Below are 22,523 nucleotides of genomic sequence, written 5' to 3' on the forward strand. Positions count from 1 at the left end.
GCTTGCGGGGGCAGTCTGCACGCCGACACGCCGTGTCAGCCGTGCATTCCGCGGCTATTCGCCGCCGGCAAGGGGCCCTGAATGCCCAGCTCGGACCACCGGACGGCGGGCGGTCCGAGCGACGGTGTAAGGATGGAGGGCGTGCGTGTCGCCGTCTTGTCGGTCCATACCTCGCCGCTGGCTCAACCGGGCACCGGCGATGCCGGCGGTATGAATGTCTACGTCCTGCAAAGTGCGCTCGAGTTGGCCCGCCGCGGCGTCGAGGTGGAAATCTTCACCCGGGCGACGTCGTCGACCGACGCCCCGGTCGTGCGGGTGGCGCCCGGCGTGCTGGTCCGTAACATCGTCGCGGGCCCGTTCGAGGGCCTCGACAAGTACGACCTGCCGACGCAGCTGTGCGCCTTCACCGCGGGTGTCCTGCGTGTCGAGGCCAACCACGAGCCGGGCTACTACGACATCGTGCATTCGCACTACTGGCTGTCCGGGCAGGTGGGCTGGCTGGCCTCGGACCGGTGGGCGGTGCCCCTGGTGCACACGGCGCACACCTGGGCCGCGGTGAAGAACCTGTCGCTGGCCGAGGGCGATACGCCGGAGCCGGCGCTGCGCGCCGTCGGCGAGCAGCAGGTGGTCGACGCCGCCGACCGCCTCATCGTCAACACCGAAGACGAAGCGCAGCAACTGGTTTCGCTGCACCACGCGGACCCGGCCCGCATCGACGTGGCCTACCCCGGCGTCGACCTGACGACCTTCACGCCGGGAGACAAGGCCGGAGCCCGTGCCGCACTGGGGCTTTCGCTCGACGAACAGGTGGTCGCCTTCGTCGGCCGCATCCAGCCGCTGAAGGCCCCCGACGTCCTGCTGCGCGCGGCGGCCAAGCTGCCCGACGTGCGCGTCGTGGTCGCCGGCGGTCCGTCGGGCAGTGGCCTGGCCGTACCCGACGGCCTGGTTTCCCTCGCCGACGAGCTGGGTATCACCGACCGCGTGACGTTCCTGCCGCCGCAGTCCCGCGAACAGCTGGTCAATGTCTACCGTGCCGCGGATCTCGTTGCGGTGCCGAGCTATTCGGAATCGTTCGGCCTGGTCGCGGTGGAAGCGCAGGCCTGCGGGACGCCCGTCGTGGCCGCTGCGGTGGGCGGGCTGCCCGTCGCGGTGCGCGACGGCGTGAGCGGTGTCCTGGTCGACGGCCACGATCCGGTCGACTGGGCCAATGCTATCGGACGGACACTGGAACTGGGACCGGAGTCGTTGCGGGAGGGCGCTTTGCGGCACGCCGCGACGTTCTCGTGGGCACATACCGTGGATGCGCTGCTCGCCGGCTACACGCGGGCCATCGCCGACTACCGCGGCCGTCGTCCCCGGCGGGACGCCACGGCACGCCGCAGCCGCCGTTTCTCGATCCGTCGGGGCGTGCGGGCATGACGACCTCGGCCACGGTCACCCAGTTGATCGAGGACACCCTGCGCGCGCACGAGCTCGACTTCTCGCACCACGACGGGGGAGTGGGCGGCCGGGCCGGCATCGTCGTCGCGCTGCCCGGCGAGCGCCGGCTGAGCACCAATACGTTGCTCAGCGTCGGTGAGCACGGCGTGCGGCTGGAGGCATTCGTCTGCCGCAAGCCCGACGAGAACTTCGAAGGCGTCTACAAGTACCTGCTGCGCCGCAACCGGCGGCTGTACGGCATGGCCTACACGCTGGACAACATCGGCGACATCTACCTGGTCGGCCGGATGGCGCTGCACGCGGTGACGCCCGACGAGATCGACCGCCTGATGGGCCAGGTGATCGAGGCCGTCGACTTCGACTTCAACACGCTGCTCGAGCTGGGCTTCCGCTCGTCGATCGAGAAGGAGTGGAAGTGGCGGCTGTCCCGCGGGGAGTCGCTGAAGAACCTCAAGGCGTTCGAGCACTTGCGGCCTGAGTAGGACGTCCCGGGTGCGCCGCCCCCGACAAACCCGCACGTGAGAAGATGCAGGCCATGCCGACCTTGATCCTGCTGCGCCACGGCGAGAGCCAGTGGAACGAGAAGAACCTGTTCACCGGTTGGGTCGACGTCGACCTCACCGACAAGGGCCGGGCCGAAGCCGTCCGCGGCGGAAAGCTGCTGGTCGAGCAGGGTGTGCTGCCGGATGTGCTGTACACGTCGCTGCTGCGCCGCGCGATCACCACCGCCAACCTGGCGCTCGACGCCGCCGACCGGCACTGGATTCCCGTGCAGCGCGACTGGCGCCTCAACGAGCGGCACTACGGCGCGCTGCAGGGCCTCGACAAGGCCGAGACCCTCGCCAAGTACGGCCAGGACCAGTTCATGTCGTGGCGCCGCAGCTACGACACCCCGCCGCCCCCGATCGAGAGGGGCAGCACCTACAGCCAGGACGGCGACCCGCGCTACGCCGGCATCGACGCGCCGCTGACCGAATGCCTCGCCGACGTCGTCAAGCGGTTCGTGCCCTACTTCGAGGAGACCATCGCGCCGGACCTGCGGGCCGGTAAGACCGTCTTGATCGCCGCGCACGGCAACTCGCTGCGTGCCCTGGTGAAGTACCTCGACGGCATGTCCGACGAGGAGATCACGGGCCTGAACATCCCGACGGGCATCCCGTTGAAGTACGAACTGGACGAAAACCTGAAGCCGACGGTGCCCGGCGGTGAGTACCTGGACCCCGAGGCCGCCGCCGCGGGTGCCGCCGCCGTTGCCGCACAGGGCGCCAAACAGCACTGACGTCGCGAACAACCGGTGAACTGCGGTTAACTCCAGTGAAACACCTGGATTTGTGCGTGTGACTTGTATCGATCTGGCCGCTCGTTGCTGGGATGACGTTCACCTGATGCGTACGATTTGCCCGTGAGCTTGTCGTCCGCGCTGCCTCTGGTGGCCGCCACGGCGCTGCTCGCGTTGGCTGTGGGTATCGCGGTCGGCTTGCGGTGGGCGCCGCGGCTGAGCGAACGCCGCGAGCGCCGCACCGCGGAGCAGTCCGGCCTCACGGTGTCCGAGATGTTCGCCCACATCGTGTCGATGTCACCCCTGGGAATGGCAGTCGTCGACACCTACCGCGACGTCGTCTACACCAACGGCCTGGCCAAGGACCTCGGCCTGGTGCGGGACCGGCTGCTCGACGACCGGGCCTGGGAGGCCGCGCAGCGCACGCTGGCCACCGGCGAGGACGTCGAGTTCGACCTGTCGCCGGCCAAGCGGGCCAATCCGGGCCGCTCCCGGCTGGCGGTGCGGGGCCTGGCGCGTCAGCTGACGGAGGAGGACGGCCGCTTCGCGGTGGTCTACGTCAACGACCAGTCCGAGCAGGCCCGCATGGAGGCCAGCCGCCGCGACTTCGTCGCCAACGTCAGCCACGAGCTCAAGACGCCCGTCGGGGCCATGGGGCTGCTGGCCGAGGCGCTGCTGGCGTCGTCCGAGGACCAGGACATGGTCAACCGGTTCGCCGAGAAGATCGTCACCGAATCCACCCGGCTGGCCAACATGGTCGGTGAACTGATCGAACTGTCCCGGCTGCAGGGCGCCGAGCCGCTGCCGCACCTGGACGCGGTGGACGTGGATTCCGTTGTCTCCGAGGTGGTTTCCCGGCATAAGGTGGCCGCCGACAATGCCGACATCGCGATCACGACGGACGCGCCCCGCGGTTACCAGGTGCTGGGCAGTGAGACGCTGCTGGCGACGGCGCTCGCGAACCTGGTATCCAACGCAATCTCGTACTCGCCCAAGGGTTCCCAGGTGTCGATCAGCCGGCGCCGCTACGGCGACAACATCGAGATCGCGGTGACCGACCGCGGCATCGGGATCGAAAAAGCCGATCAGGAACGGGTTTTCGAGCGATTCTTCCGCGTCGACAAGGCGCGGTCCCGGGCCACCGGCGGCACCGGGCTGGGGTTGGCCATCGTCAAACACGTTGCGGCCAACCACAACGGAACCATCCGGCTGTGGAGTCAGCCGGGAACCGGATCGACGTTCACGTTGTCGATTCCGGCCTATCTCGACTCGGACGACGCGGATGTCGACGAGGGAGACGACCACTCATTGCCATCACAAGGAGGGCGACCGAACCAATGACCAGTGTGCTGATCGTGGAGGACGAGGAGTCCCTGGCCGATCCCTTGGCGTTCCTGTTGCGCAAGGAAGGTTTCGAAGCGACCGTCGTGACCGATGGTCCGTCGGCGTTGGCCGAATTCGACCGGGCCGGGGCCGACATCGTGCTCCTGGACCTGATGCTGCCCGGCATGAGCGGCACCGACGTCTGTAAGCAGCTGCGTTCGCGGTCCGGCGTGCCGGTCATCATGGTGACCGCGCGCGACAGCGAGATCGACAAGGTCGTCGGCCTGGAACTCGGCGCCGACGACTACGTCACCAAGCCGTACTCGGCCCGCGAGCTCATCGCCCGCATCCGCGCCGTGCTGCGCCGCGGTGGCGAGACCGACGACACCGTCGGCGCCGACGGGGTGCTGGAGGCCGGCCCGGTCCGCATGGACGTCGAGCGGCACATCGTGTCGGTCAACGGCGATGCCATCACGCTGCCGCTCAAGGAGTTCGACCTGCTCGAGTACCTGATGCGCAACAGTGGCCGGGTGCTGACGCGTGGTCAGCTGATCGACCGCGTCTGGGGCGCCGACTACGTCGGCGACACCAAGACCCTCGACGTCCACGTGAAGCGGCTGCGGTCCAAGATCGAGGCCGACCCGGCCAACCCGGTGCACCTCGTCACGGTGCGGGGGCTGGGTTACAAGCTCGAGGGCTGATTCCTCGCGGTTACTTCTTGGCCGCCTTGGCAGCCGCAGTGGCCGGGTGGACGGCGATGAGCCCCAGCCCGGTCCGCCGCTTGCACAGGGCGGCCAGTTCGGCGTACACCTTCGCACCGAGCAGTTCGGTCAGTTCGGGCCCGTAGGACTGCCACACAGGCTTGGCGCCGACGTGCGCCGCCGGGTCGCCCGTGCAGTACCAGACCAGGTCGTGGCCGCCCTCGCCCCAGCCGCGCCGGTCGTACTCGGTGACGACCGTCCGCAGGATCTCGGTGCCGTCCGGCCGCGTCACCCAGTCCTGGGTGCGGCGGATCGGCAGCTGCCAGCAGACCTCGGGCTTCATGGTCAGCGGCTCGACGCCGAGCTTGAGGGCCTTGCTGTGCAGCGCGCAGCCGATGCCGCCGGCGAAACCCGGCCGGTTCAGGAAGATGCACGCGCCCTTGTACTTGCGGGTCCGCAGATTGGGCTTGTCGTCGTATTCGTCCATCTCGAGGTAGCCCTTGCGGCCCAGGCCCTTGTCCCGGAACTGCCAGTCCTCGTCGGTCAGCAGCTTCACCGACTCCTCGAGCTGCGCGACGTCGTCGTCATCGGCCATGAAGGCGCCGTGGCTGCAGCAGCCGTCGTCGGGCCGGCCCTCGACGGTGCCCTGGCACGCCGGCGTCCCGAAGACGCAAGTCCATTTCGACAGCAGCCACGTCAGATCCGCGGCAATCAGGTGCTCCGGATTGTCGGGGTCGAAGAACTCCACCCACTCGCGGGCAAAGTCCAGCCCCACCTCGTGGGAACCGGGCTTCGAAGGCTCGCCGGGGCTGATCTGCGATGCGGTCACAGCACGCAACCGTAGACCCGTTACCGTGGTTTCCGTGCGATTGGGCGTCCTCGACGTGGGCAGTAACACCGTTCATCTGTTGGTAGTCGACGCGCGCCGTGGCGGGCACCCGACACCGATGAGTTCCACCAAGGCCTCGTTGCGCCTTGCCGAGGCGATCGACGACACCGGCAAATTGACCCGCAAGGGCGCCGACAGCCTGGTCGCGACCGTCGACGAGTTCGCCAAGATCGCCACCAGCTCGGGGTGCGCGGAGTTTATGGCGTTCGCCACATCTGCGGTCCGGGATGCCACCAACTCCGAGGCCGTGCTGGCGCGGGTGCGGGCCGAGACCGGCGTCCAGCTGCAGGTCCTGTCCGGCGTCGACGAATCCCGGCTCACGTTCCTGGCCGTGCGCCGCTGGTACGGCTGGAGCGCGGGCCGCATCATCAACCTCGACATCGGCGGCGGATCGCTCGAGCTCTCGGGCGGCATCGACGAAGAACCCGACGTCGCACTGTCGATGCCGCTGGGTGCGGGCCGTTTGACGCGCGAATGGCTGCAGGAGGATCCGCCCGGCCGCCGGCGTGTGGCCGTGCTGCGCGACTGGCTGGACAACGAGATCTCCGCCTCGGCGGCCAAGGTGCTCGCGGCGGGCACGCCGGAGCTGGCCGTCGCGACGTCGAAGACCTTCCGGTCGCTGGCGCGGCTCACCGGAGCGGCGCCGTCGGGCGCCGGGCCGCGCGTGAAGCGCACGTTGACCGCCGCCGGCCTCAGACAGCTCATATCTTTCATCTCTAGGATGACCACGGCCGACAGAGCCGAACTGGAAGGGGTGAGTGCCGACCGTGCGCCACAGATCGTGGCCGGTGCGTTGGTGGCCGAGGCAACCATGCGAGCGCTGTCGCTCGACGCCGTGGACATCTGCCCGTGGGCGTTGCGGGAGGGTGTGATCCTGCGGAAACTCGACAGTGAAGCCGATGGAACCGACTTGGTGGAAACGTTCGCGGGATTGGCTCCCGCCAAAGGCGAGACACGATGACAGATTCAGACGACTTCTCGGCGACGCGACCGATCTCGGTCGCCGAGCTGCTGGCCAAGAACGGCACCATCGGTGCGCCGCCGGTCGGCGGCCGCCGGCGCCGCCGGCGGGGCAACAGCGACGCGGTGACCGTCGCCGAACTGACCGGCGAAATCCCGATCATCCGGCCCGAGACGCTGCACGCCGAGCCGGCTGAGGCCCCGGCGCAGACCGCTCCGGAGCCGGTCGCCGAACCCGAGCCCGTCGCTGAGCCCGAGGCCGCCGCGGAACCGGAAGCCGCTGTCGAGGAGGCGGCTGCCGCCGTCGAGGACGAGACGCCGTCCGCCGCCGACGAGATGGAGCCCGACGACACCGGGGCCCACTACGTCGTCGACGACGAGATGCTGCACACCGACATCGTCGAGCCCGCACCCGCGGACACCGCGGTGGTCGACGACTACGAAGACCACCTGCGCCGTCGCGATGCCGAGGCCGACCCGCTGGAGTTCGTGGCGCCGTCGCGCAAGCCCGCCTTCCGGTGGTCGTTCAAGCCGGTCCGGGGCGCCGAGGAGATGAGCCCCGACCCGGTCGACGACGACGTGCCGGCCGACGCCGACATCGACGACGATCTGCTCTCGCTCACGGACGCGGAGCCCGTCGCCAAGCTCGACACCGGGGCCGTCCCCGTCGCCGACGACGCCGTGGCGACCGAAGCCGCCCCCGAGCCACCGCGTCAGACGTCGCGCAATGGGCGCAGCGAGCGCTACGACGCCCTGTTCGGTGGTTTCGCGGCGGATGTGGACACCCGGCGCGAGGAGCTCGTCGCCGACCACGATGTGCGCGACGAGGACATCGACAACGAAGCCGTTGACCACGAAGCCGTCGACCATGACGAAGCCGACCACGAGGACGACGAGGCCGACGAAAAGTCCGGGTCCAGCCTCAAGCGCGGCGCGTGGGTCGTCGGGCAGAGCCTGCTGGCCGTCGCGTTCGGTGCCGGCATGTTCTTCGCGTTCGACCAGCTGTGGCGCTGGAACCAGATCGTGGCGCTCATGCTGTCGATGCTGGTGATCCTGGGCCTGGTCGCCGGCATTCGGGTGATCCGGAAGGATCACGACCTGGCCAGTACGCTGATCGCGATTCTGGTCGGCGGTCTGGTGACGTTCGGACCCTTGGCACTGCTCTACTCAGCCTGAACCGGAGGCCTGTGCGTCCCGCCATCAAGGTAGGTCTGTCCACCGCGTCGGTCTATCCCTTGCGGACCGAGGCTGCCTTCGAGTACGCCGCGCGACTCGGCTACGACGGTGTCGAGCTGATGGTGTGGGCCGAGCCGGTCAGCCAGGACATCGACGCGATCGAGCGGATGTCGCAGCGCTGGGGCGTCCCGGTGCTGAGCGTGCACGCGCCGTGCCTGCTGATCTCGCAGCGCGTCTGGGGCTCCAATCCGATCCCGAAGCTGGAACGCAGCGTGCGGGCCGCCGAGCAGCTGGGTGCGCAGACGGTCGTCGTGCACCCGCCGTTCCGGTGGCAGCGGCGGTACGCCGAGGGTTTCTCCGACCAGGTGGCCGAGCTCGAGGCGTCGAGCGAGGTGCTGGTCGCGGTCGAGAACATGTTCCCGTTCCGCACCGACCGGTTCTTCGGCACCGGAGCGCCGTCCATCGAGCGGATGCGTAAGCGCGGCGGGGCCCCGGGACCCGGGATCTCGGCGTTCGCCCCGTCCTACGACCCGCTGGACGGCAATCACGCCCACTACACCCTGGACCTGTCGCATTCGGCGACGGCGGGCACCGATGCCGTCGACATGGCGCGGCGCATGGGCAAGGGGCTGGTGCACCTGCATCTGTGCGACGGCAACGGCGCGTCCACCGACGAACATCTGGTGCCCGGGCGCGGCAGCCAGCCGACGGTGCAGATCTGCCAGATGCTGGCCGCCAGTGAGTTCTCCGGACACGTGATCCTGGAGGTCACCACGTCGGCGGCGCGCAACAACGCCGAGCGGGAGGCGCTGCTCGTCGAGTCGCTCGAATTCGCGCGTCGGCACCTGCTGCGCTGACCCCGCGCCGTCCTGGCATGCTGTCTCCCGTGGCGAGAATTGCGATCATCGGTGGCGGAAATATCGGCGAGGCCCTGCTGGCGGGGCTGCTGCAGTCAGGGCGCCAGGTCAAGGATCTGGTGGTCGCCGAGGCCTATCCGGCGCGCGCCGCACAGCTCGCCGAGAAGTACTCCGTCCGGGTCACGGATGTCGCGGACGCCGCCGAGAACGCGGCCTATGTGATCGTGGCCGTCAAGCCCGACGCCGTCGAGGGCGTCGTCGAGGTCCTGGCCGACGCCGCCGCGGACGCCGACAGCAGCAGCGTCGAGCAGGTCGTGGTGTCGGTGGCTGCGGGCGTCCCCACGGCCTTCTACGAAGCCAAACTGCCGGCCGGTGCGCCGGTGGTCCGGGCGATGCCGAATACGCCCATGCTGGTCGGTGCGGGCATCACGGCGCTGTCGCGGGGCCGGTTCGCGAACGAAGCGCAGCTGGCCGAGGTATCGGAGATCTTCTCCGCCGTCGGCGCCGTGCTGACGGTGCCCGAGAAGCAGATGGATGCGGTGACCGCGGTGTCCGGTTCGGGTCCTGCGTACTTCTTCCTGATGGTCGAGGCGGTCGTCGACGCGGGTGTCGCGGCGGGCCTCCCGCGGCCCGTGGCAACCGAGTTGGCGGCCCAGACGATGGCCGGTGCGGCCGCCATGTTGCTCGACCGGATGACCGAATCCGGCCCGGGTTCCGCGGTCGGTCCGCTGGACACCAGCGCCGCGCAATTGCGGGCCTCGGTGACGTCTCCGGGGGGCACTACGGCCGCTGGGCTGCGGGAACTCGAACGGGGTGGGCTGCGGTCTGCCGTCGCAAGTGCGGTCGAAGCCGCAAAAACACGGTCTGAGCAGCTAAGAATTACATCTGAGTAGTTCTAAGATTTCAGATTGATTACCCCACACCCGTCGCAATAACCACATTGGCCACGCTATTCTCCTTCTCGTAAGCACGCGTTGGTGCCAGCGGAGGGGAAGCCGCTGGAGCTGGCCGTGCCTGATTGATTGGGTTGCGATGACGTCTATGAACGGGCCATCGGCGCGTGACGGTGGCGATCAGCCACGAACGCAGTTCCTGACTGTTGCCGAGGTTGCGAGCCTTATGCGGGTGAGCAAGATGACGGTATACCGGCTGGTGCACAACGGAGAGCTGCCCGCGGTGCGTGTCGGCCGCTCATTTCGGGTGCACGCCAAGGCCGTGCACGACCTCCTCGAGTCGTCCTACCACGACGCGGGTTAGTCTCCGCGCGCCCGGCTGAGTGCTGCGCACCTCGCGTGCGCAGCACCGCATCGGCGACTTCGGCGTGAATTGCCTCGGACAGCGCGGCAGGGCACGCCGAAATCGCTGATGAGCGGGCGTATCCAGCAGGCGTTTTCGTGACGGGAAACCCGGCCGGGTAAAGTGGCGGGGTTGGTTTCACACCGATCTTCACGGATCGACGTCTAGTAGCGGAGACTTCAAAGTCTATGGGTTCAGTCATCAAGAAGCGGCGTAAGCGCATGTCGAAGAAGAAGCACCGCAAGCTGCTTCGTCGCACCCGGGTTCAGCGCAGAAAACTCGGTAAGTAGTTCTCAGCGCTCGTTTGCGTCGCCTACTAGGCTGACCAAATGGATGCCGACGGACGCCCCGGAAGCCGGCCCACAACGCCGGGCGGAAGCGATTCCGGCCCGGACATCCCCGAGACCCTGCACCACCCCAAGGTGGTTCTGGTCACGGGTGCGTGCCGGTTCCTGGGCGGATATCTGACAGCCAGACTCGCTCAGAACCAGCTCATCGAGCACGTGATCGCGGTCGACGCGATCACGCCGAGCAAGGACATGTTGCGGCGGATGGGCCGCGCGGAGTTCGTCCGCGCGGACATTCGCAACCCCTTCATCGCCAAGGTGATCCGGAACGGCAACGTCGACACGGTCGTCCACGCGGCGGCGGCGTCATACGTGCCGCAATCCGGTCGCGCTGCGCTCAAAGAGCTCAACGTGATGGGCGCGATGCAATTGTTCGCGGCCTGTCAGAAGGCGCCTTCGGTACGGCGGGTGATCCTGAAGTCGACATCGGAGATCTACGGGGCCAGCCCGCGCGATCCGGTGATGTTCACCGAGGACAGCAGCGCCCGCCGGCCACCGGGGGAGGGCTTCGCCCGGGACAGCATCGACATCGAGGGCTATGCCCGCGGTCTCGCGCGGCGGCGACCCGACATCGCGGTCACCATCCTGCGGCTGGCCAACATGATCGGTCCGGCCATGGACACCGCGCTGTCGCGGTACCTGGCGGGTCCGCTGGTGCCGACCGCGTTGGGGCACGACGCCCGGTTGCAACTGCTGCACGAGCAGGACGCTCTCGGGGCGCTGGAGCGCGCCACCCTGGTGGGACGGGCCGGCACCTTCAACATCGGGGCGCCCGGCATCATCCTGATGAGCCAGGCCATTCGCCGGTCCGGCCGGATCGGGTTGCCGCTCGCCGGCCCCACCATGTGGGTGCTGGACGCCTGGCGCCGGGCGACCGCGGGCGTCGAATTGGACCGCGAACAGTCCGACTACATGCGCTATGGCCGGGTCATGGACACCACGCGGATGACGAGGGAACTCGGCTATACCCCAAAGTGGACGACCATGGAGGCTTTTGACGATTACGTTTCAGGCCGCGCGCTGACGCCCATTATCGACCCAGGGTGGGTACGCTCAGTGGAGCGTCGTGCAGTGGCCGCAGCGCAGCGGTGGGGACGCTGATTTCGCAAGTTTTTGATGGTGGGAGATATTGACGTGGCGGGCGAATCTAAAGCCAAAGTCATTCCGCTACATTCGAATTCGACACGTGCCGCTGCCCAGCGGCGGGCGTCGAAACGCGATGCCACGCTGCGACATCCTTCGCTGTTGACCGACCCGGGGACCCGCGCATCTGCCGAGCAGATCGCCGCCGTGGTCCGCGAGATCGACCAGCATCGGTTTGCTGCGTCCGGCCCTCCGGCCGCCGACGAGCCCAACGAACTGGCCCAACGCATCGGTGCCGCTTCGGATTTCATTCGCAAGCGCATGACCGGTGACTACCGCGTCGACGAGTTCGGATTCGACCCGCATCTCAACAACGCGGTGTTTCTTCCTTTGCTGCGAACGCTTTTCAACTCATGGTTCCGCGTCGAGGTATCCGGTATCGAGAACCTTCCGGATGACGGCGCCGCGTTGATCGTGGCAAACCACGCCGGAGTGCTGCCGTTCGACGGGCTGATGACGTCGGTCGCCGTGCACGACAAACACCCGAAACACCGCGACCTGAGGTTGCTGGCCGCCGACCTCGTCTTCGACCTGCCGATGGTGGGACAGGCCGCGCGCAAGGCCGGACACACCATGGCCTGCACCGCCGACGCGCACCGGCTGCTCGAGGCCGGCGAGCTGACCGCCGTGTTCCCCGAGGGGTACAAGGGCCTCGGCAAGCCCTTCAAGGACCGGTACAAGCTGCAGCGGTTCGGCCGCGGTGGCTTCGTCTCGGCGGCGCTGCGCTCGGGGGCGCCCATCGTGCCGTGCTCGATCGTCGGTTCCGAGGAGATCTACCCGAAGATCGGCGACGTGAAGCTGCTGGCCCGGCTGCTCGGGCTGCCGTACTTCCCGCTGACGCCGCTGTTCCCGTTCGCCGGACCCATCGGCCTGCTGCCGCTGCCGTCGAAGTGGTACATCCAGTTCGGCGAGCCCATCTCGACGGCCGACTACGACGAGTCCGCCGCCGACGACCCGATGATCACCTTCGAGCTGACCGACCAGGTGCGCGCGACCATTCAGCAGACGCTGTACCAGCTGCTGGCCAACCGCCGGGGCACGTTCCTGTAATCCGGCTCGCGGTGCGCGGCAAAAGGCTCAGCCCTTTTGCGCCGCAACCATTTTCGCGATGGCGGCGTCGCGGGCCGCGGCGATCTGCGCGCTGACCTCGCCGGCTTCATCGTCGTTCTGCGCCTCGCCCAGCATGGTGACGATGCTCGTCATGATCGGTTCACCGGAGTCGTCGGTGACCTCGGCGCGAATCTCGGCGATCACCGTGCCGTGCGACTCGATGACCGAGTCCAGGTAGGAGTCGAACCACAGCCGGTCGCCGACCTTGATCGGGCGGTGGAAGATCAGCTTCTGGTCGCGGTGCAGCACGCGCTCCAGGTTGATCGGCACGTCGAACTGGTTGAACAGCTCGAGCTGGACCCGACGGCCCGCGACGGCGATGAACGTCAGCGACGCGATCAGGGTGTCCGAGCCGCACTCAGCGGCTGCTTCCTCGGAGAAATGGGCCGGGTGATCGTCCTGGACCGCCTGCGCGAATTCCTTGACCTTCTCGCGGCCGACCTCGAAGTAATCCGGGTACCGGAAGTGGGTTCCGATGATGTCGTCCGCAATGCCCATGGCGGGTGAGCCTATCAGCGTCCGGGTCGCTGACCTGCACACCGCGGCGGGGTGCGGGTAGCCCGTCGGCCTCAGTTGCCCTTGCGTGACGCCACGGCCGCCAGCGCCCCGCCGACCGCGCCGAGGGCCAGCGCCGAGGGCACGCCGATGCGGGCGGCCTTGCGGGCGGTGCGGAAATCGCGGATTTCCCAGCCACGTTCGCGGGCGACGGCACGCAGCGCGGCGTCGGGGTTGATCGCGACCGCGGTGCCGACCAGCGACAACATCGGCACGTCGTTGAAGCTGTCCGAGTAGGCGGTGCAGCGGCGCAGGTTCAGGCCCTCCCTGATTGCGAGTTGGCGAACGGCATGCGCCTTGCCGACCCCGTGCAGGATGTCGCCGACCAGGCGGCCGGTGAAGACCCCGTCGACCGACTCGGCGACGGTGCCCAACGCCCCGGTCAGCCCGAGCTTGCGGGCGATGGTCTGGGCCAGCTCCATCGGCGTCGCGGTGACGAGCCAGACCTGCTGGCCGGCGTCGAGGTGCATCTGCGCCAGCGCCCGGGTGCCCTGCCAGATCTTGTCGGCGATGATCTCGTCGTAGATCTCGTCGCCGAGGGCTTCCAGCTCCGCGGTCTGCCGGCCCTCGATGAAGGACAGGGCCTTGCGCCGACCGGCGGCGACGTCGTCGCTGTTCTCCTTGCCGGTGACCTGAAACTTGGCCTGCGCGTAGGCAAAACGGGCGAGGTCTGAGTACTTGAAGTAGTCGCGGGCGGCCAGGCCGCGGGCGAAGTGCACCAGCGACGAGCCGTGCACCAGCGTGTTGTCGACGTCGAAGAACGCGGCTGCGGTGAGGTCGGGCGGCGGCGGGAGCACCGGGGCAGCGGGTTCGTCGGCTCCGGAATCACGCTCGGAGTCATCGAGTTCAGCGGCGTCATCAGCTCCGGAGGGCACAGGCGTGCCCGTGGGCTCGTCGGCAGTCACGGGGCTGGATTCGGACACGGTTCAACAGTAGGTCACGCCATACTGTTGCGCGTGGATCGATCAGGGAACAGCCACCGCGTGACATTGCTCACCCGGGCCGGCTGCAGCATGTGCGAGCGCGCGGCGGCTCAGCTTGTCGAGCTGTCCGGCGAACTCGGATTCGTCCTGACGAGCACGGATGTCGATGTCCTGGCCGCGGCCGGCGACACCGCCCTGCGCGCGGAATTCGGCGATCGGCTGCCCGTGGTGCTCCTGGATGACGTTGAGCACAGCTACTGGGAGGTCGACGAGGACCAGCTGCGCGCCGATTTGGCGGGTTGACGCAGCGGGTTGACCTTCCGGCCAGGTCGATCGGGGGGCGTGTCCCGGGGCCCGGCGTGCGTATAGCAAATTTGGTCGGCGGGCTGGTGAGCGGCTAGCTTTGAATACGTTCCTGCGGTCAGACGAGGCCCGGGACACTTGCCTGCGCGACGGAGGTGCGACGAGGTGAAGAGGCCGTGAGCGTACTGCTGTTCGGGGTTTCGCACCGCAGTGCACCGGTTTCCGTGCTGGAGCAGCTCAGCACCGACGAGGCAGAGCAGGCCAAGATCGTCGAGCTGTTGCTGCAGTCGTCACTGGTCACCGAGGCCATGGTGCTCTCCACCTGTAACCGGGTCGAGGTGTACGCCGTGGTCGACGCATTTCACGGCGGCCTCTCGGTCATCGGCTCGGTGCTCTCCGAGCGGTCCGGCATGTCGCTGCACGATCTCACCAAGTACGCCTACGTGCGGTACGCCGAGGCAGCCGTCGAGCATCTGTTCGCCGTGGCCAGCGGCCTGGACTCGGCCGTCATCGGCGAGGCGCAGGTGCTGGGCCAGGTGCGCCGGGCCTACACCTCCGCCGAGGCGCACCAGACCGTCGGCCGGACCCTGCACGAGCTGTCGCAGCGGGCGCTGTCGGTCGGTAAGCGCGTGCATTCCGAGACCGGGATCGACTCCGCGGGTGCCTCGGTGGTGTCGGTGGCGCTCGACATGGCCAGGAACAAGCTGGCGTCGCTCACCGGGCTCACGGCCGCCGTGATCGGCGCCGGCTCCATGGGAGCCCTGGCCGCCGCGCATCTGACGCGCGCCGGAATCGCCCGCGTCGAGGTGGTCAACCGCTCGCTGCCGAGGGCCGAGCGCATGGTCGAGAACCTGAAGGCACAGGGTGTCGACGCGGCCGCCCACACGCTCGATGACATCGCCGTCGCGCTGGGCAACGCGGACGTCGTCGTCGCATGTACCGGCGCGGTGCGTCCGGTGGTGTCGTTGGCCGACGCGCACCGCGGACTGATGAACCGCCCCGAGCACCGTCAGCTGGTGATCTGCGATCTGGGCATGCCCCGCGACGTCGACGGCGCGATTGCCGGCCTGCCCGGCGTGCACATGATCGACATGGACCGCATCCAGCGGGAACCGTCGGCCCGGGCCGCGGCCTCGGACGCCGAAGCGGCCCGTTCGATCGTCGCTGCGGAGGTCGCCAGCTACCTGGCGGGCCAGCGGATGGCCGAGGTCACCCCGACCGTCACGGCGCTGCGCCAGCGTGCCGCCGACGTCGTCGAAGCGGAGTTGTTGCGGCTCGACAACCGTGTTCCGGGACTCGACGCCGCCCATCGCGACGAGGTCGCGAAGACCGTCCGCCGGGTCGTGGACAAGTTGCTGCACGCGCCGACCGTGCGGGTCAAGCAGCTGGCCAGCGCGCCCGGCGGTGACACCTACGCCGAGGCACTGCGTGAGCTGTTCGAGCTCGATCCGCAGGCCATCGACGCCGTGTCCGCCGGCGAACTGCCCTTGGTGGCACCAGATTTGGCGGCAGGCGAGCCGCATTCCCACCACGACAAGGCTGAGTAACCACACTTGGTAACTACCCTCGAAAACGTTGTCCGGATCGGCACCAGGGGCAGCCTCCTGGCCACCACGCAGGCGGGCACCATCCGCGACGCTCTGGTAGCTCTGGGGCAGCCCGCGGAGCTGGTCATCATCAGCACCGAAGGCGACCGGTCGCAGGCGCCCGTCGCCGACATCGGCATCGGTGTGTTCACCGCCGAGCTGCGGCACGCCATGGCCGACGGCCGCATCGACGTCGCGGTGCACTCGTACAAGGATTTGCCGACGGCGCCCGACGAGCGCTTCGTCATCGCCGCCGTGCCGCCGCGCGAGGACCCGCGTGACGCCCTTGTGGCGCGCGACGGATTGGTGCTGGGGGAGTTGCCGGCCGGCTCGGTGATCGGCACGTCGAGCCCGCGACGGGCGGCACAGCTTAGAGCACTGGGTCTCGGTTTGGAAATCCGCCCCCTACGAGGCAACCTAGATACCAGGTTGAACAGGGTAAGTAGTGGTGATCTCGACGCTGTTGTCGTCGCCCGAGCGGGTCTGGCCCGTATCGGACGGCTCGACGCCGTCACCGAGAGCCTCGAGCCGGTGCAGATGTTGCCAGCGCCGGCGCAGGGCGCCCTCGCGGTCGAGTGCCGGGTGGGTGACACCGAGCTGGCGATGCTGTTGGGAAAGCTGGACGATCCCGACACGCGTGCCGCGATCACTGCCGAACGAGTCCTGTTGGCCGAACTGGAGGCGGGTTGTTCCGCGCCGGTGGGTGCGATCGCGGAAGTGGTCGAGTCCATCGACGAGGACGGCCGGGTCTTCGAAGAGCTGTCGTTGCGCGGTTGCGTGGCGGCGCTGGACGGATCCGACGTGATCCGGGCGTCCGGGATCGGAACCCCCGAACGGGCACGGGAGCTGGGGCTCTCGTTGGCCGCGGAGTTGTTCGACCTGGGTGCGCGCGACGTGTTGGATCAGCGGACTGTAGAGCGGGAGTGAGAGATGACGACCCGAGTGCGTAAGCACAAGCCCGGCCGCATCACCTTTGTCGGTTCAGGCCCCGGTGACCCGGGTCTGTTGACGACGCGTGCGCGGAACGTTTTGGCGCATGCGGCCTTGGTTTTCACCGATCCTGATGTGCCCGATGCGGTGCTGGCGCTGATCGGTACCGACCTGCCGCCGACGTCCGGGCCGCATCCGGCCGACGTCGAGCCGGCCGCCGAGGCCAAAACCGACGACGCTGCCGCGCCGGCTCCGGCTGCCGCGCCCACCATGACGTTCCCGCACGGTGTCGACGTGCGCCCCGCGCTGGGTGACCCCACCGAGGTGGCCAAGCTGCTCATCGCCGAGGCGAAGACCGGCGTCGACGTGGTGCGTCTGGTCGCCGGCGACCCGCTGTCGGTCGATTCCGTCATCACCGAGGTGAATGCGCTGGCCAAGACCGCGGCGCACTTCGAACTGGTGCCGGGCCTGCCGTCGTCGACGGCGGTGCCCACCTACGCGGGCCTGCCCGTCGGTTCGTCGCACACCGTGGCCGACGTCCGCGGTGACGTCGACTGGGCCGCGCTGGCCGCTGCCCCCGGGCCGCTGATCCTGCACGCGACGGTGTCGCACCTGCCGGACGCCGCCCGCACGCTGATCGAATACGGCCTGACCGACAACACCCCGTGTGTCGTGACGGCCAACGGCACCACCTGCCAGCAGCGGTCCATCGAGACCACGCTGGCCGGGCTGCTGGACAAGGCCGTGCTGGAGAAGCCGGTCGGCCCCGAGCCGGTCGGCCCGCTGGCGGGTCCGCTGGTCGTGACCATCGGCAAGACGGTGGCGCACCGGGCCAAGCTGAACTGGTGGGAGAGCCGCTCGCTGTACGGCTGGACCGTGCTGGTGCCGCGCACCAAGGACCAGGCCGGCGAGATGAGTGACCGGCTGGTGGGCCACGGCGCCCTGCCGATCGAGGTGCCGACCATCGCGGTCGAGCCGCCGCGCAGCCCCGCCCAGATGGAGCGTGCCGTCAAGGGTCTGGTCGACGGCCGCTTCCAGTGGGTCGTGTTCACCTCCACCAACGCGGTGCGTGCGGTGTGGGAGAAGTTCAACGAGTTCGGTCTGGACGCCCGCGCGTTCTCCGGCGTGAAGATCGCGTGCGTCGGTCAGGCCACCGCCGACAAGGTGCGCGCATTCGGCATCAACCCCGAGCTGGTGCCGGCCGGTGAGCAGTCGTCGCTGGGCCTGCTGGACGAATTCCCGGACTACGACGAGATTTTCGACCCGGTGAACCGGGTGCTGCTGCCGCGCGCCGACATCGCCACCGAGACGCTGGCCGAGGGCCTGCGCGAGCGGGGCTGGGAGATCGAGGACGTCACGGCCTACCGCACCGTCCGGGCGGCACCGCCGCCGGCGCACACCCGCGAGATGATCAAGACCGGTGGTTTCGACGCTGTCTGCTTCACCTCGAGCTCCACGGTGCGCAACCTGGTCGGTATCGCCGGCAAGCCGCACGCCCGGACGATCGTCGCCTGCATCGGCCCGAAAACCGCTGAAACCGCAGCCGAATTCGGTCTGCGCGTGGACGTGCAGCCGGAGACCGCCGCTGTCGGCCCGCTGGTCGAGGCGCTGGCCGAGCACGCTGCCCGGCTGCGCGCCGAGGGTGCGTTGCCGCCGCCGCGTAAGAAGAGTCGCAGAAGATAGCGGTCGCTAAAATCCGTTATATGGCATTCCCACGGCATCGGCCACGGCGACTCCGTACCACCCCGGCGCTCCGGCGTCTGGTGTCCGAAACCTCGCTGGAGCCACGGCATCTGGTGCTGCCGATGTTCGTGGCGGACGGGCTCTCCGAGCCGCGTCCGATCACTTCGATGCCCGGTGTCGTGCAGCACACCCGGGAGTCGGTGCGCCGCGCCGCGGCGGAAGCCGTCGAGGCCGGTGTCGGCGGGCTGATGCTGTTCGGCGTCCCGTGTGACGGTGACAAGGACGCCACCGGCTCCGAGGGCGTCAACCCCGACGGCATCCTGAATGTGGCGCTGCGCGACCTGAATTCGGACCTCGGTGACGCCACGGTGCTGATGGCCGACACCTGTCTGGACGAGTTCACCGACCACGGGCATTGCGGCGTATTGGACGCGTCGGGCAAGGTCGACAATGACGCCACCAACGAGCAGTACATCAAACTTGCTGTGGCGCAAGCGCATTCCGGCGCGCATGTGGTCAGCCCCAGCGGCATGATGGACGGTCAGGTCGCGGCCATCCGCGACGGCCTGGACCACGCCGGGCACAGCGACGTCGCGATCCTGGCCTACGCCGCCAAGTTCGCGTCGGCGTTCTACGGCCCGTTCCGCGAGGCGGTGGGCTCCAGCCTGCAGGGCGATCGCCGTACCTACCAACAGGATCCGGGCAACGCCCGCGAAGCGGTGCGCGAGATCGAGCTGGACCTCGCCGAAGGCGCCGACATGGTGATGGTCAAGCCGGCCATGAGCTACCTGGACGTGGTGCGCGCCGCCGCCGACATCTCGCCGGTACCCGTTGCGGCGTATCAGATTTCGGGTGAATACGCGATGATCAGCGCGGCGGCGGCCAACGGCTGGATCGATCTGCGGGCCTCGGTCCTGGAGTCGCTGCTCAGCATCCGGCGCGCGGGCGCCGACATCGTCCTCACGTACTGGGCGACGGACGTCGCGGGCTGGTTGCGGTGAACCCACACAACCCGTACGACCCGCAGCACCAGCCCCACAACCCGCAGTACCCGCCATATCAGGGTCCGGGGCCGGACGGGCCAAGCTCCGGGCCGCACGAAATGCCGCAGGACGTCGCCACCGGATTCTGGCTGTGGACGGCCGCGCTGCCGCTGTCGGTGATCGGCTACGTCATCAACCTGCTGACGACGCCCGAGCGCGAGGTGTCGGGCTACGCGTACGCGGTGTCCGGTCTGATGCTGTTCATCATCGCGGTCCTGGTGGCCACGTTCCTGGTGCTGTTGCGGCAGGGCTACCGGTGGGCGCGCAGCATTCTCACGGGCGGGTCGGCGGCCACGATCCTGTACCTGACCACCAATCTGTTCGCCAACTACCACGGCGCGGCGGCGGCCCTGGGCTACGCGGTGTGCGGCATCGGCGGTGCCGTGCTGATCGGCGGCGGCGTGTACCTGTTGCACCGCCCCGATTCGAACGCCTACTTCGTGCGCTAGTGCCCATCCCCCCGCGCGAGCCCCCGCGAGCGGCCGCGTCTGCCCGGCAACACGCCGCGCGGAGCGTGCAGTTCGGGGCCACTCGTGGGTGCCCAGGTCGACGTCGATGTGCACGTGGCCCGCTAGGCTGGCCCGGATATGACTGAGCCCACGCCCTCTTCGCCGGTCCGACCGCAGGCCGTGACCGTCGCTTTCTGGTGCTGGGTGGTGGCCGCCGTGCTGCTGATGGTCGGCGGCATGTTGACCGCCACCGCCGAGGTGCCGTCCGGGTATCGGGCGCTGGTGCTGGGCTTCGGTGCCATCACCGCCCTCGCCGGCGCAGCCATGGCGTTTTCCGCCGGCCGTGCCCGGTCGGGGGACAACCGGTTTCGTCGGGCCGCGGTGGCGTTGTCCATGGCGATCGTGATCGTCGTCGGCCTTCTCGCACTGCTGGGAGTGGCGCAGCTGCTGTCGTTGCTGGCGCTGCTGCCGTTGATCGGCGGGACGGTGTCGATCACGCGGCCGGCGGCGCAGACCTGGTTCGACGGAAAGGCCCATGTATGACGGACGCGCCGGCAGACACCGACGCCGAGCAGATTCTCTTCCACGAGGTCGGTGCCAGTTGGTGGTGGCTCGTCCTCGGCCCGTTCTCCGGCGCCTCCATCGCGGCGATGCAGCTGTGGTCGGCGCACCGGCTGGACCCGCTGGTGCCGGTGGTGTTCCTCGTCCTGGTCACCGGGTTCCTGGGGCTGCAGGTCAAGGCCGCGCGGCTGCACACCTCGGTGGAGCTGACGCCCGAGTACCTGCGGCAGGGCACCGAGTCCGTCCGGGTCGCGGACATGGTCGGGATGTTCCCGGAGGCGCGCGGCGCCGACGTGCCGCGCTGGCAGTCGTACCGGGCGTTCGGCGAGCTGACGGGCGTTCCGCGCGGGCGCACGGGGATCGGCGTCAAGCTGACCGGTGAGCGCAGCGGGCAGGCGTGGGCGCGCCGTCATCGGGGGTTGCGGGCCCAGCTGGAGGCATTGGGTGTGCGCGAACTCGGTGAGGATGACGACGAATGAGCCGCGACAGGCTCGTGGCCGCCGGTGCGCTCGTGGTCGCGGTGCTGGCGGCCGTCGGCTCGGTGGTGAGTTGGCTGGCCGCATCGTCGATCGCGGACGTGGCGCCGGTGATCCCCGGCGAGCCGGTGAAGACGTCGGTGCTCTATGACCCGTCGTTCATCACGTTGTCGTTGTTGCTGGCGGCCCTGGCCGGGGTGCTCGCCGTAGTGGGTACAGCGAGGTGGCGGCGCGCCAAGTAGTGTGTCGCCCATGTCTTTTTCGCTGGAACTGTCCGCTGACGTCTGCCAGGTCCGGGACTGGGTTCACGAGTTCGCTGCTGACGTGATCCGTCCGGCCGCCGAAGAGTGGGACGAGCGCGAAGAGACGCCCTGGCCGATCCTGCAGGAGGCGGCCAAGGTCGGCCTGTACTCCATGGAGTTCTTTGCTGCGCAGACTGCCGAGGAAACCGGGCTCGGCATGCCCGTCGCCGTCGAAGAGCTGTTCTGGGGCGACGCCGGAATTTCGATGTCGATCATGGGCACCGGTCTGGCCGCCGCGTCGCTGGCGGCCAACGGCACCCTGGAACAGCTGGGCGAGTGGCTGCCCCAGATGTACGGCGACATCAACGAGCCGAAGCTGGCCGCGTTCTGTTCGTCGGAACCCGGTGCCGGATCAGATGTTTCGTCGATCATCACCCGGGCGCGGTACGACGAAGCGACCGACGAATGGGTGCTCAACGGCACCAAGACCTGGGCTTCCAACGGTGGCATCGCCAACGTGCACATCGTCGTCGCGTCGGTGTACCCGGAACTCGGCTCGCGCGGGCAGGCGAGCTTCATCATCCCGCCGGGCACCAAGGGCTTCAGCCAGGGCCAGAAATTCAAGAAGCACGGTATCCGGGCGTCGCACACCGCGGAGGTCGTGCTCGACGACGTCCGGCTGCCAGGACGCCTGATCGTCGGTGGCCGGGAGAAGTTCGAGGAGCGGGTGGCCCGCACCCGCGAGGGCAAGAGCTCGGCGGGTCAGGTCGCGATGAAGACGTTCGAGCGGACGCGTCCGACCGTCGGCGCCATGGCGCTGGGCGTGTCCCGCGCGGCGTACGAGTACGCGCTGGGGTACGCGCAGGAGCGCGAGCAGTTCGGGCGCAAGATCGGTGACTTCCAGGCTGTCGCATTCAAGTTGGCCGACATGAAGTCCCGGATCGACGCGGCACGGCTGCTGGTCTGGCGGGCGGGCTGGATGGCGCGCAACAACCAGCCGTTCGAGAACGCCGAGGGCTCGATGGCCAAGCTCGTCGCCAGCGAGACGGCGGTCTACGTGACGGACGAGGCCATCCAGATTCTGGGCGGCAACGGCTACACCCGCGACTACCCGGTGGAGCGGTGGCACCGCGACGCCAAGATTTTCACGATCTTCGAGGGCACCAGCGAGATTCAGCGGCTCGTGATGTCCCGCGCGATCACGGGGTTGCCGCTCAAATAGGTTCTGCGGCTCGCGAGAGAGTCATTTGC

The 22,523-nt window shown here is 68.6% G+C and carries 26 protein-coding genes; 23 read left to right on the forward strand and 3 right to left on the reverse strand.

Annotated features, from left to right (window positions below):
• Positions 1-132: 132 nt before the first annotated feature.
• The 5 genes from mshA to regX all read left to right on the forward strand — a co-directional run bounded on the left by mshA (position 133) and on the right by regX (position 4,743).
• Entirely contained in the window at positions 133-1,419 is a 1,287-nt protein-coding gene (gene mshA, locus QRN63_RS02550; RefSeq protein WP_267318778.1) for a D-inositol-3-phosphate glycosyltransferase, read from the forward strand.
• Complete coding sequence (locus QRN63_RS02555) at positions 1,416-1,922, forward strand: type III secretion system chaperone family protein (RefSeq protein WP_285029064.1); 507 nt, start codon at positions 1,416-1,418, stop codon at positions 1,920-1,922. The genes mshA and QRN63_RS02555 overlap by 4 nt, the downstream gene beginning before the upstream one ends.
• A gap of 53 nt (positions 1,923-1,975) precedes the next feature.
• Positions 1,976-2,719 (forward strand): phosphoglyceromutase, encoded by a 744-nt coding sequence (locus tag QRN63_RS02560; protein WP_285029065.1) that lies wholly within the window; start codon positions 1,976-1,978, stop codon positions 2,717-2,719.
• Between the two features lie 129 nt (positions 2,720-2,848).
• Complete coding sequence (locus QRN63_RS02565) at positions 2,849-4,060, forward strand: sensor histidine kinase (protein WP_410506115.1); 1,212 nt, start codon at positions 2,849-2,851, stop codon at positions 4,058-4,060.
• Positions 4,057-4,743: a two-component sensory transduction protein RegX gene (gene regX, locus QRN63_RS02570; protein WP_267318782.1), complete on the forward strand. Its 687-nt coding sequence runs from the start codon at positions 4,057-4,059 to the stop codon at positions 4,741-4,743. Before QRN63_RS02565 ends, regX begins: the two co-directional genes overlap by 4 nt.
• Positions 4,744-4,753: 10 nt before the next feature.
• Here regX and QRN63_RS02575 read toward each other — a convergent pair whose 3' ends face one another.
• Positions 4,754-5,581 (reverse strand): DUF3109 family protein, encoded by an 828-nt coding sequence (locus tag QRN63_RS02575; RefSeq protein WP_410506106.1) that lies wholly within the window; start codon positions 5,579-5,581, stop codon positions 4,754-4,756.
• Positions 5,582-5,606: 25 nt separating this feature from the next.
• Between QRN63_RS02575 and QRN63_RS02580 the strand changes: the two genes are divergently transcribed.
• The 8 genes from QRN63_RS02580 (at position 5,607) to QRN63_RS02615 (ending at position 12,461) form a co-directional block, all read left to right on the forward strand.
• Positions 5,607-6,593, forward strand: coding sequence for a Ppx/GppA family phosphatase (locus QRN63_RS02580; RefSeq protein WP_064858693.1), 987 nt, complete (start codon positions 5,607-5,609; stop codon positions 6,591-6,593).
• The gene (locus tag QRN63_RS02585; RefSeq protein ID WP_285029066.1) at positions 6,590-7,768 is read left to right on the forward strand and encodes an Rv0497 family membrane protein; all 1,179 of its coding nucleotides are present in this window, start codon (positions 6,590-6,592) and stop codon (positions 7,766-7,768) included. The genes QRN63_RS02580 and QRN63_RS02585 overlap by 4 nt, the downstream gene beginning before the upstream one ends.
• 11 nt (positions 7,769-7,779) lie before the next feature.
• The gene (locus QRN63_RS02590) at positions 7,780-8,625 is read left to right on the forward strand and encodes a sugar phosphate isomerase/epimerase family protein (RefSeq protein WP_267318785.1); all 846 of its coding nucleotides are present in this window, start codon (positions 7,780-7,782) and stop codon (positions 8,623-8,625) included.
• 29 nt (positions 8,626-8,654) lie between these two features.
• A complete protein-coding gene (proC, locus tag QRN63_RS02595) occupies positions 8,655-9,518 on the forward strand; it encodes a pyrroline-5-carboxylate reductase (RefSeq protein WP_267318786.1) in 864 nt (287 codons plus the stop codon).
• 139 nt (positions 9,519-9,657) lie between these two features.
• On the forward strand, positions 9,658-9,882 hold the full coding sequence (locus QRN63_RS02600; RefSeq protein WP_029105159.1) for a cell division/environmental response transcriptional regulator: 225 nt from the start codon (positions 9,658-9,660) through the stop codon (positions 9,880-9,882).
• A 227-nt stretch (positions 9,883-10,109) separates the two neighbouring features.
• Entirely contained in the window at positions 10,110-10,211 is a 102-nt protein-coding gene (locus QRN63_RS02605; protein WP_003402602.1) for a 30S ribosomal protein bS22, read from the forward strand.
• A 39-nt stretch (positions 10,212-10,250) separates the two neighbouring features.
• Positions 10,251-11,369: an SDR family oxidoreductase gene (locus QRN63_RS02610; protein WP_285029067.1), complete on the forward strand. Its 1,119-nt coding sequence runs from the start codon at positions 10,251-10,253 to the stop codon at positions 11,367-11,369.
• 33 nt (positions 11,370-11,402) lie between these two features.
• Complete coding sequence (locus QRN63_RS02615; protein WP_267318788.1) at positions 11,403-12,461, forward strand: lysophospholipid acyltransferase family protein; 1,059 nt, start codon at positions 11,403-11,405, stop codon at positions 12,459-12,461.
• A 27-nt stretch (positions 12,462-12,488) separates the two neighbouring features.
• Here QRN63_RS02615 and QRN63_RS02620 read toward each other — a convergent pair whose 3' ends face one another.
• Together QRN63_RS02620 and QRN63_RS02625 are read right to left on the reverse strand one after the other, a co-directional pair.
• Positions 12,489-13,019: an FAS1-like dehydratase domain-containing protein gene (locus QRN63_RS02620; protein ID WP_212807058.1), complete on the reverse strand. Its 531-nt coding sequence runs from the start codon at positions 13,017-13,019 to the stop codon at positions 12,489-12,491.
• Positions 13,020-13,090: 71 nt separating this feature from the next.
• Positions 13,091-13,999 (reverse strand): HAD family hydrolase, encoded by a 909-nt coding sequence (locus tag QRN63_RS02625; RefSeq protein WP_267318789.1) that lies wholly within the window; start codon positions 13,997-13,999, stop codon positions 13,091-13,093.
• A gap of 33 nt (positions 14,000-14,032) precedes the next feature.
• Between QRN63_RS02625 and QRN63_RS02630 the strand changes: the two genes are divergently transcribed.
• The 10 genes from QRN63_RS02630 (at position 14,033) to QRN63_RS02675 (ending at position 22,494) form a co-directional block, all read left to right on the forward strand.
• Entirely contained in the window at positions 14,033-14,302 is a 270-nt protein-coding gene (locus QRN63_RS02630; protein WP_267318790.1) for a glutaredoxin family protein, read from the forward strand.
• A gap of 176 nt (positions 14,303-14,478) precedes the next feature.
• Entirely contained in the window at positions 14,479-15,849 is a 1,371-nt protein-coding gene (locus QRN63_RS02635) for a glutamyl-tRNA reductase (protein WP_267318791.1), read from the forward strand.
• A 6-nt stretch (positions 15,850-15,855) separates the two neighbouring features.
• The gene (gene hemC / locus QRN63_RS02640; protein ID WP_285029073.1) at positions 15,856-16,815 is read left to right on the forward strand and encodes a hydroxymethylbilane synthase; all 960 of its coding nucleotides are present in this window, start codon (positions 15,856-15,858) and stop codon (positions 16,813-16,815) included.
• Positions 16,816-16,818: 3 nt separating this feature from the next.
• Positions 16,819-18,501 carry a bifunctional uroporphyrinogen-III C-methyltransferase/uroporphyrinogen-III synthase gene (locus QRN63_RS02645; protein ID WP_285029075.1) on the forward strand — a complete coding sequence of 561 codons (1,683 nt, stop codon included), beginning with the start codon at positions 16,819-16,821 and terminating at the stop codon, positions 18,499-18,501.
• A gap of 20 nt (positions 18,502-18,521) precedes the next feature.
• Positions 18,522-19,502 carry a porphobilinogen synthase gene (hemB, locus tag QRN63_RS02650; protein WP_267318794.1) on the forward strand — a complete coding sequence of 327 codons (981 nt, stop codon included), beginning with the start codon at positions 18,522-18,524 and terminating at the stop codon, positions 19,500-19,502.
• Entirely contained in the window at positions 19,499-19,993 is a 495-nt protein-coding gene (locus QRN63_RS02655) for a hypothetical protein (RefSeq protein WP_285029077.1), read from the forward strand. The genes hemB and QRN63_RS02655 overlap by 4 nt, the downstream gene beginning before the upstream one ends.
• Before the next feature lie 138 nt (positions 19,994-20,131).
• Positions 20,132-20,536, forward strand: coding sequence for a hypothetical protein (locus QRN63_RS02660; RefSeq protein WP_267318796.1), 405 nt, complete (start codon positions 20,132-20,134; stop codon positions 20,534-20,536).
• Positions 20,533-21,033: a transport-regulating membrane protein Mce1N gene (mce1N, locus tag QRN63_RS02665; protein WP_285029079.1), complete on the forward strand. Its 501-nt coding sequence runs from the start codon at positions 20,533-20,535 to the stop codon at positions 21,031-21,033. Before QRN63_RS02660 ends, mce1N begins: the two co-directional genes overlap by 4 nt.
• Positions 21,030-21,272 (forward strand): hypothetical protein, encoded by a 243-nt coding sequence (locus QRN63_RS02670; protein WP_285029082.1) that lies wholly within the window; start codon positions 21,030-21,032, stop codon positions 21,270-21,272. The genes mce1N and QRN63_RS02670 overlap by 4 nt, the downstream gene beginning before the upstream one ends.
• A gap of 10 nt (positions 21,273-21,282) precedes the next feature.
• The gene (locus QRN63_RS02675) at positions 21,283-22,494 is read left to right on the forward strand and encodes an acyl-CoA dehydrogenase family protein (protein ID WP_267318799.1); all 1,212 of its coding nucleotides are present in this window, start codon (positions 21,283-21,285) and stop codon (positions 22,492-22,494) included.
• Positions 22,495-22,523 lie beyond the last annotated feature (29 nt).

Origin of the sequence: Mycolicibacterium sp. lyk4-40-TYG-92 (genome assembly GCF_030209435.1) — a bacterium.
Lineage (GTDB): Bacteria > Actinomycetota > Actinomycetes > Mycobacteriales > Mycobacteriaceae > Mycobacterium.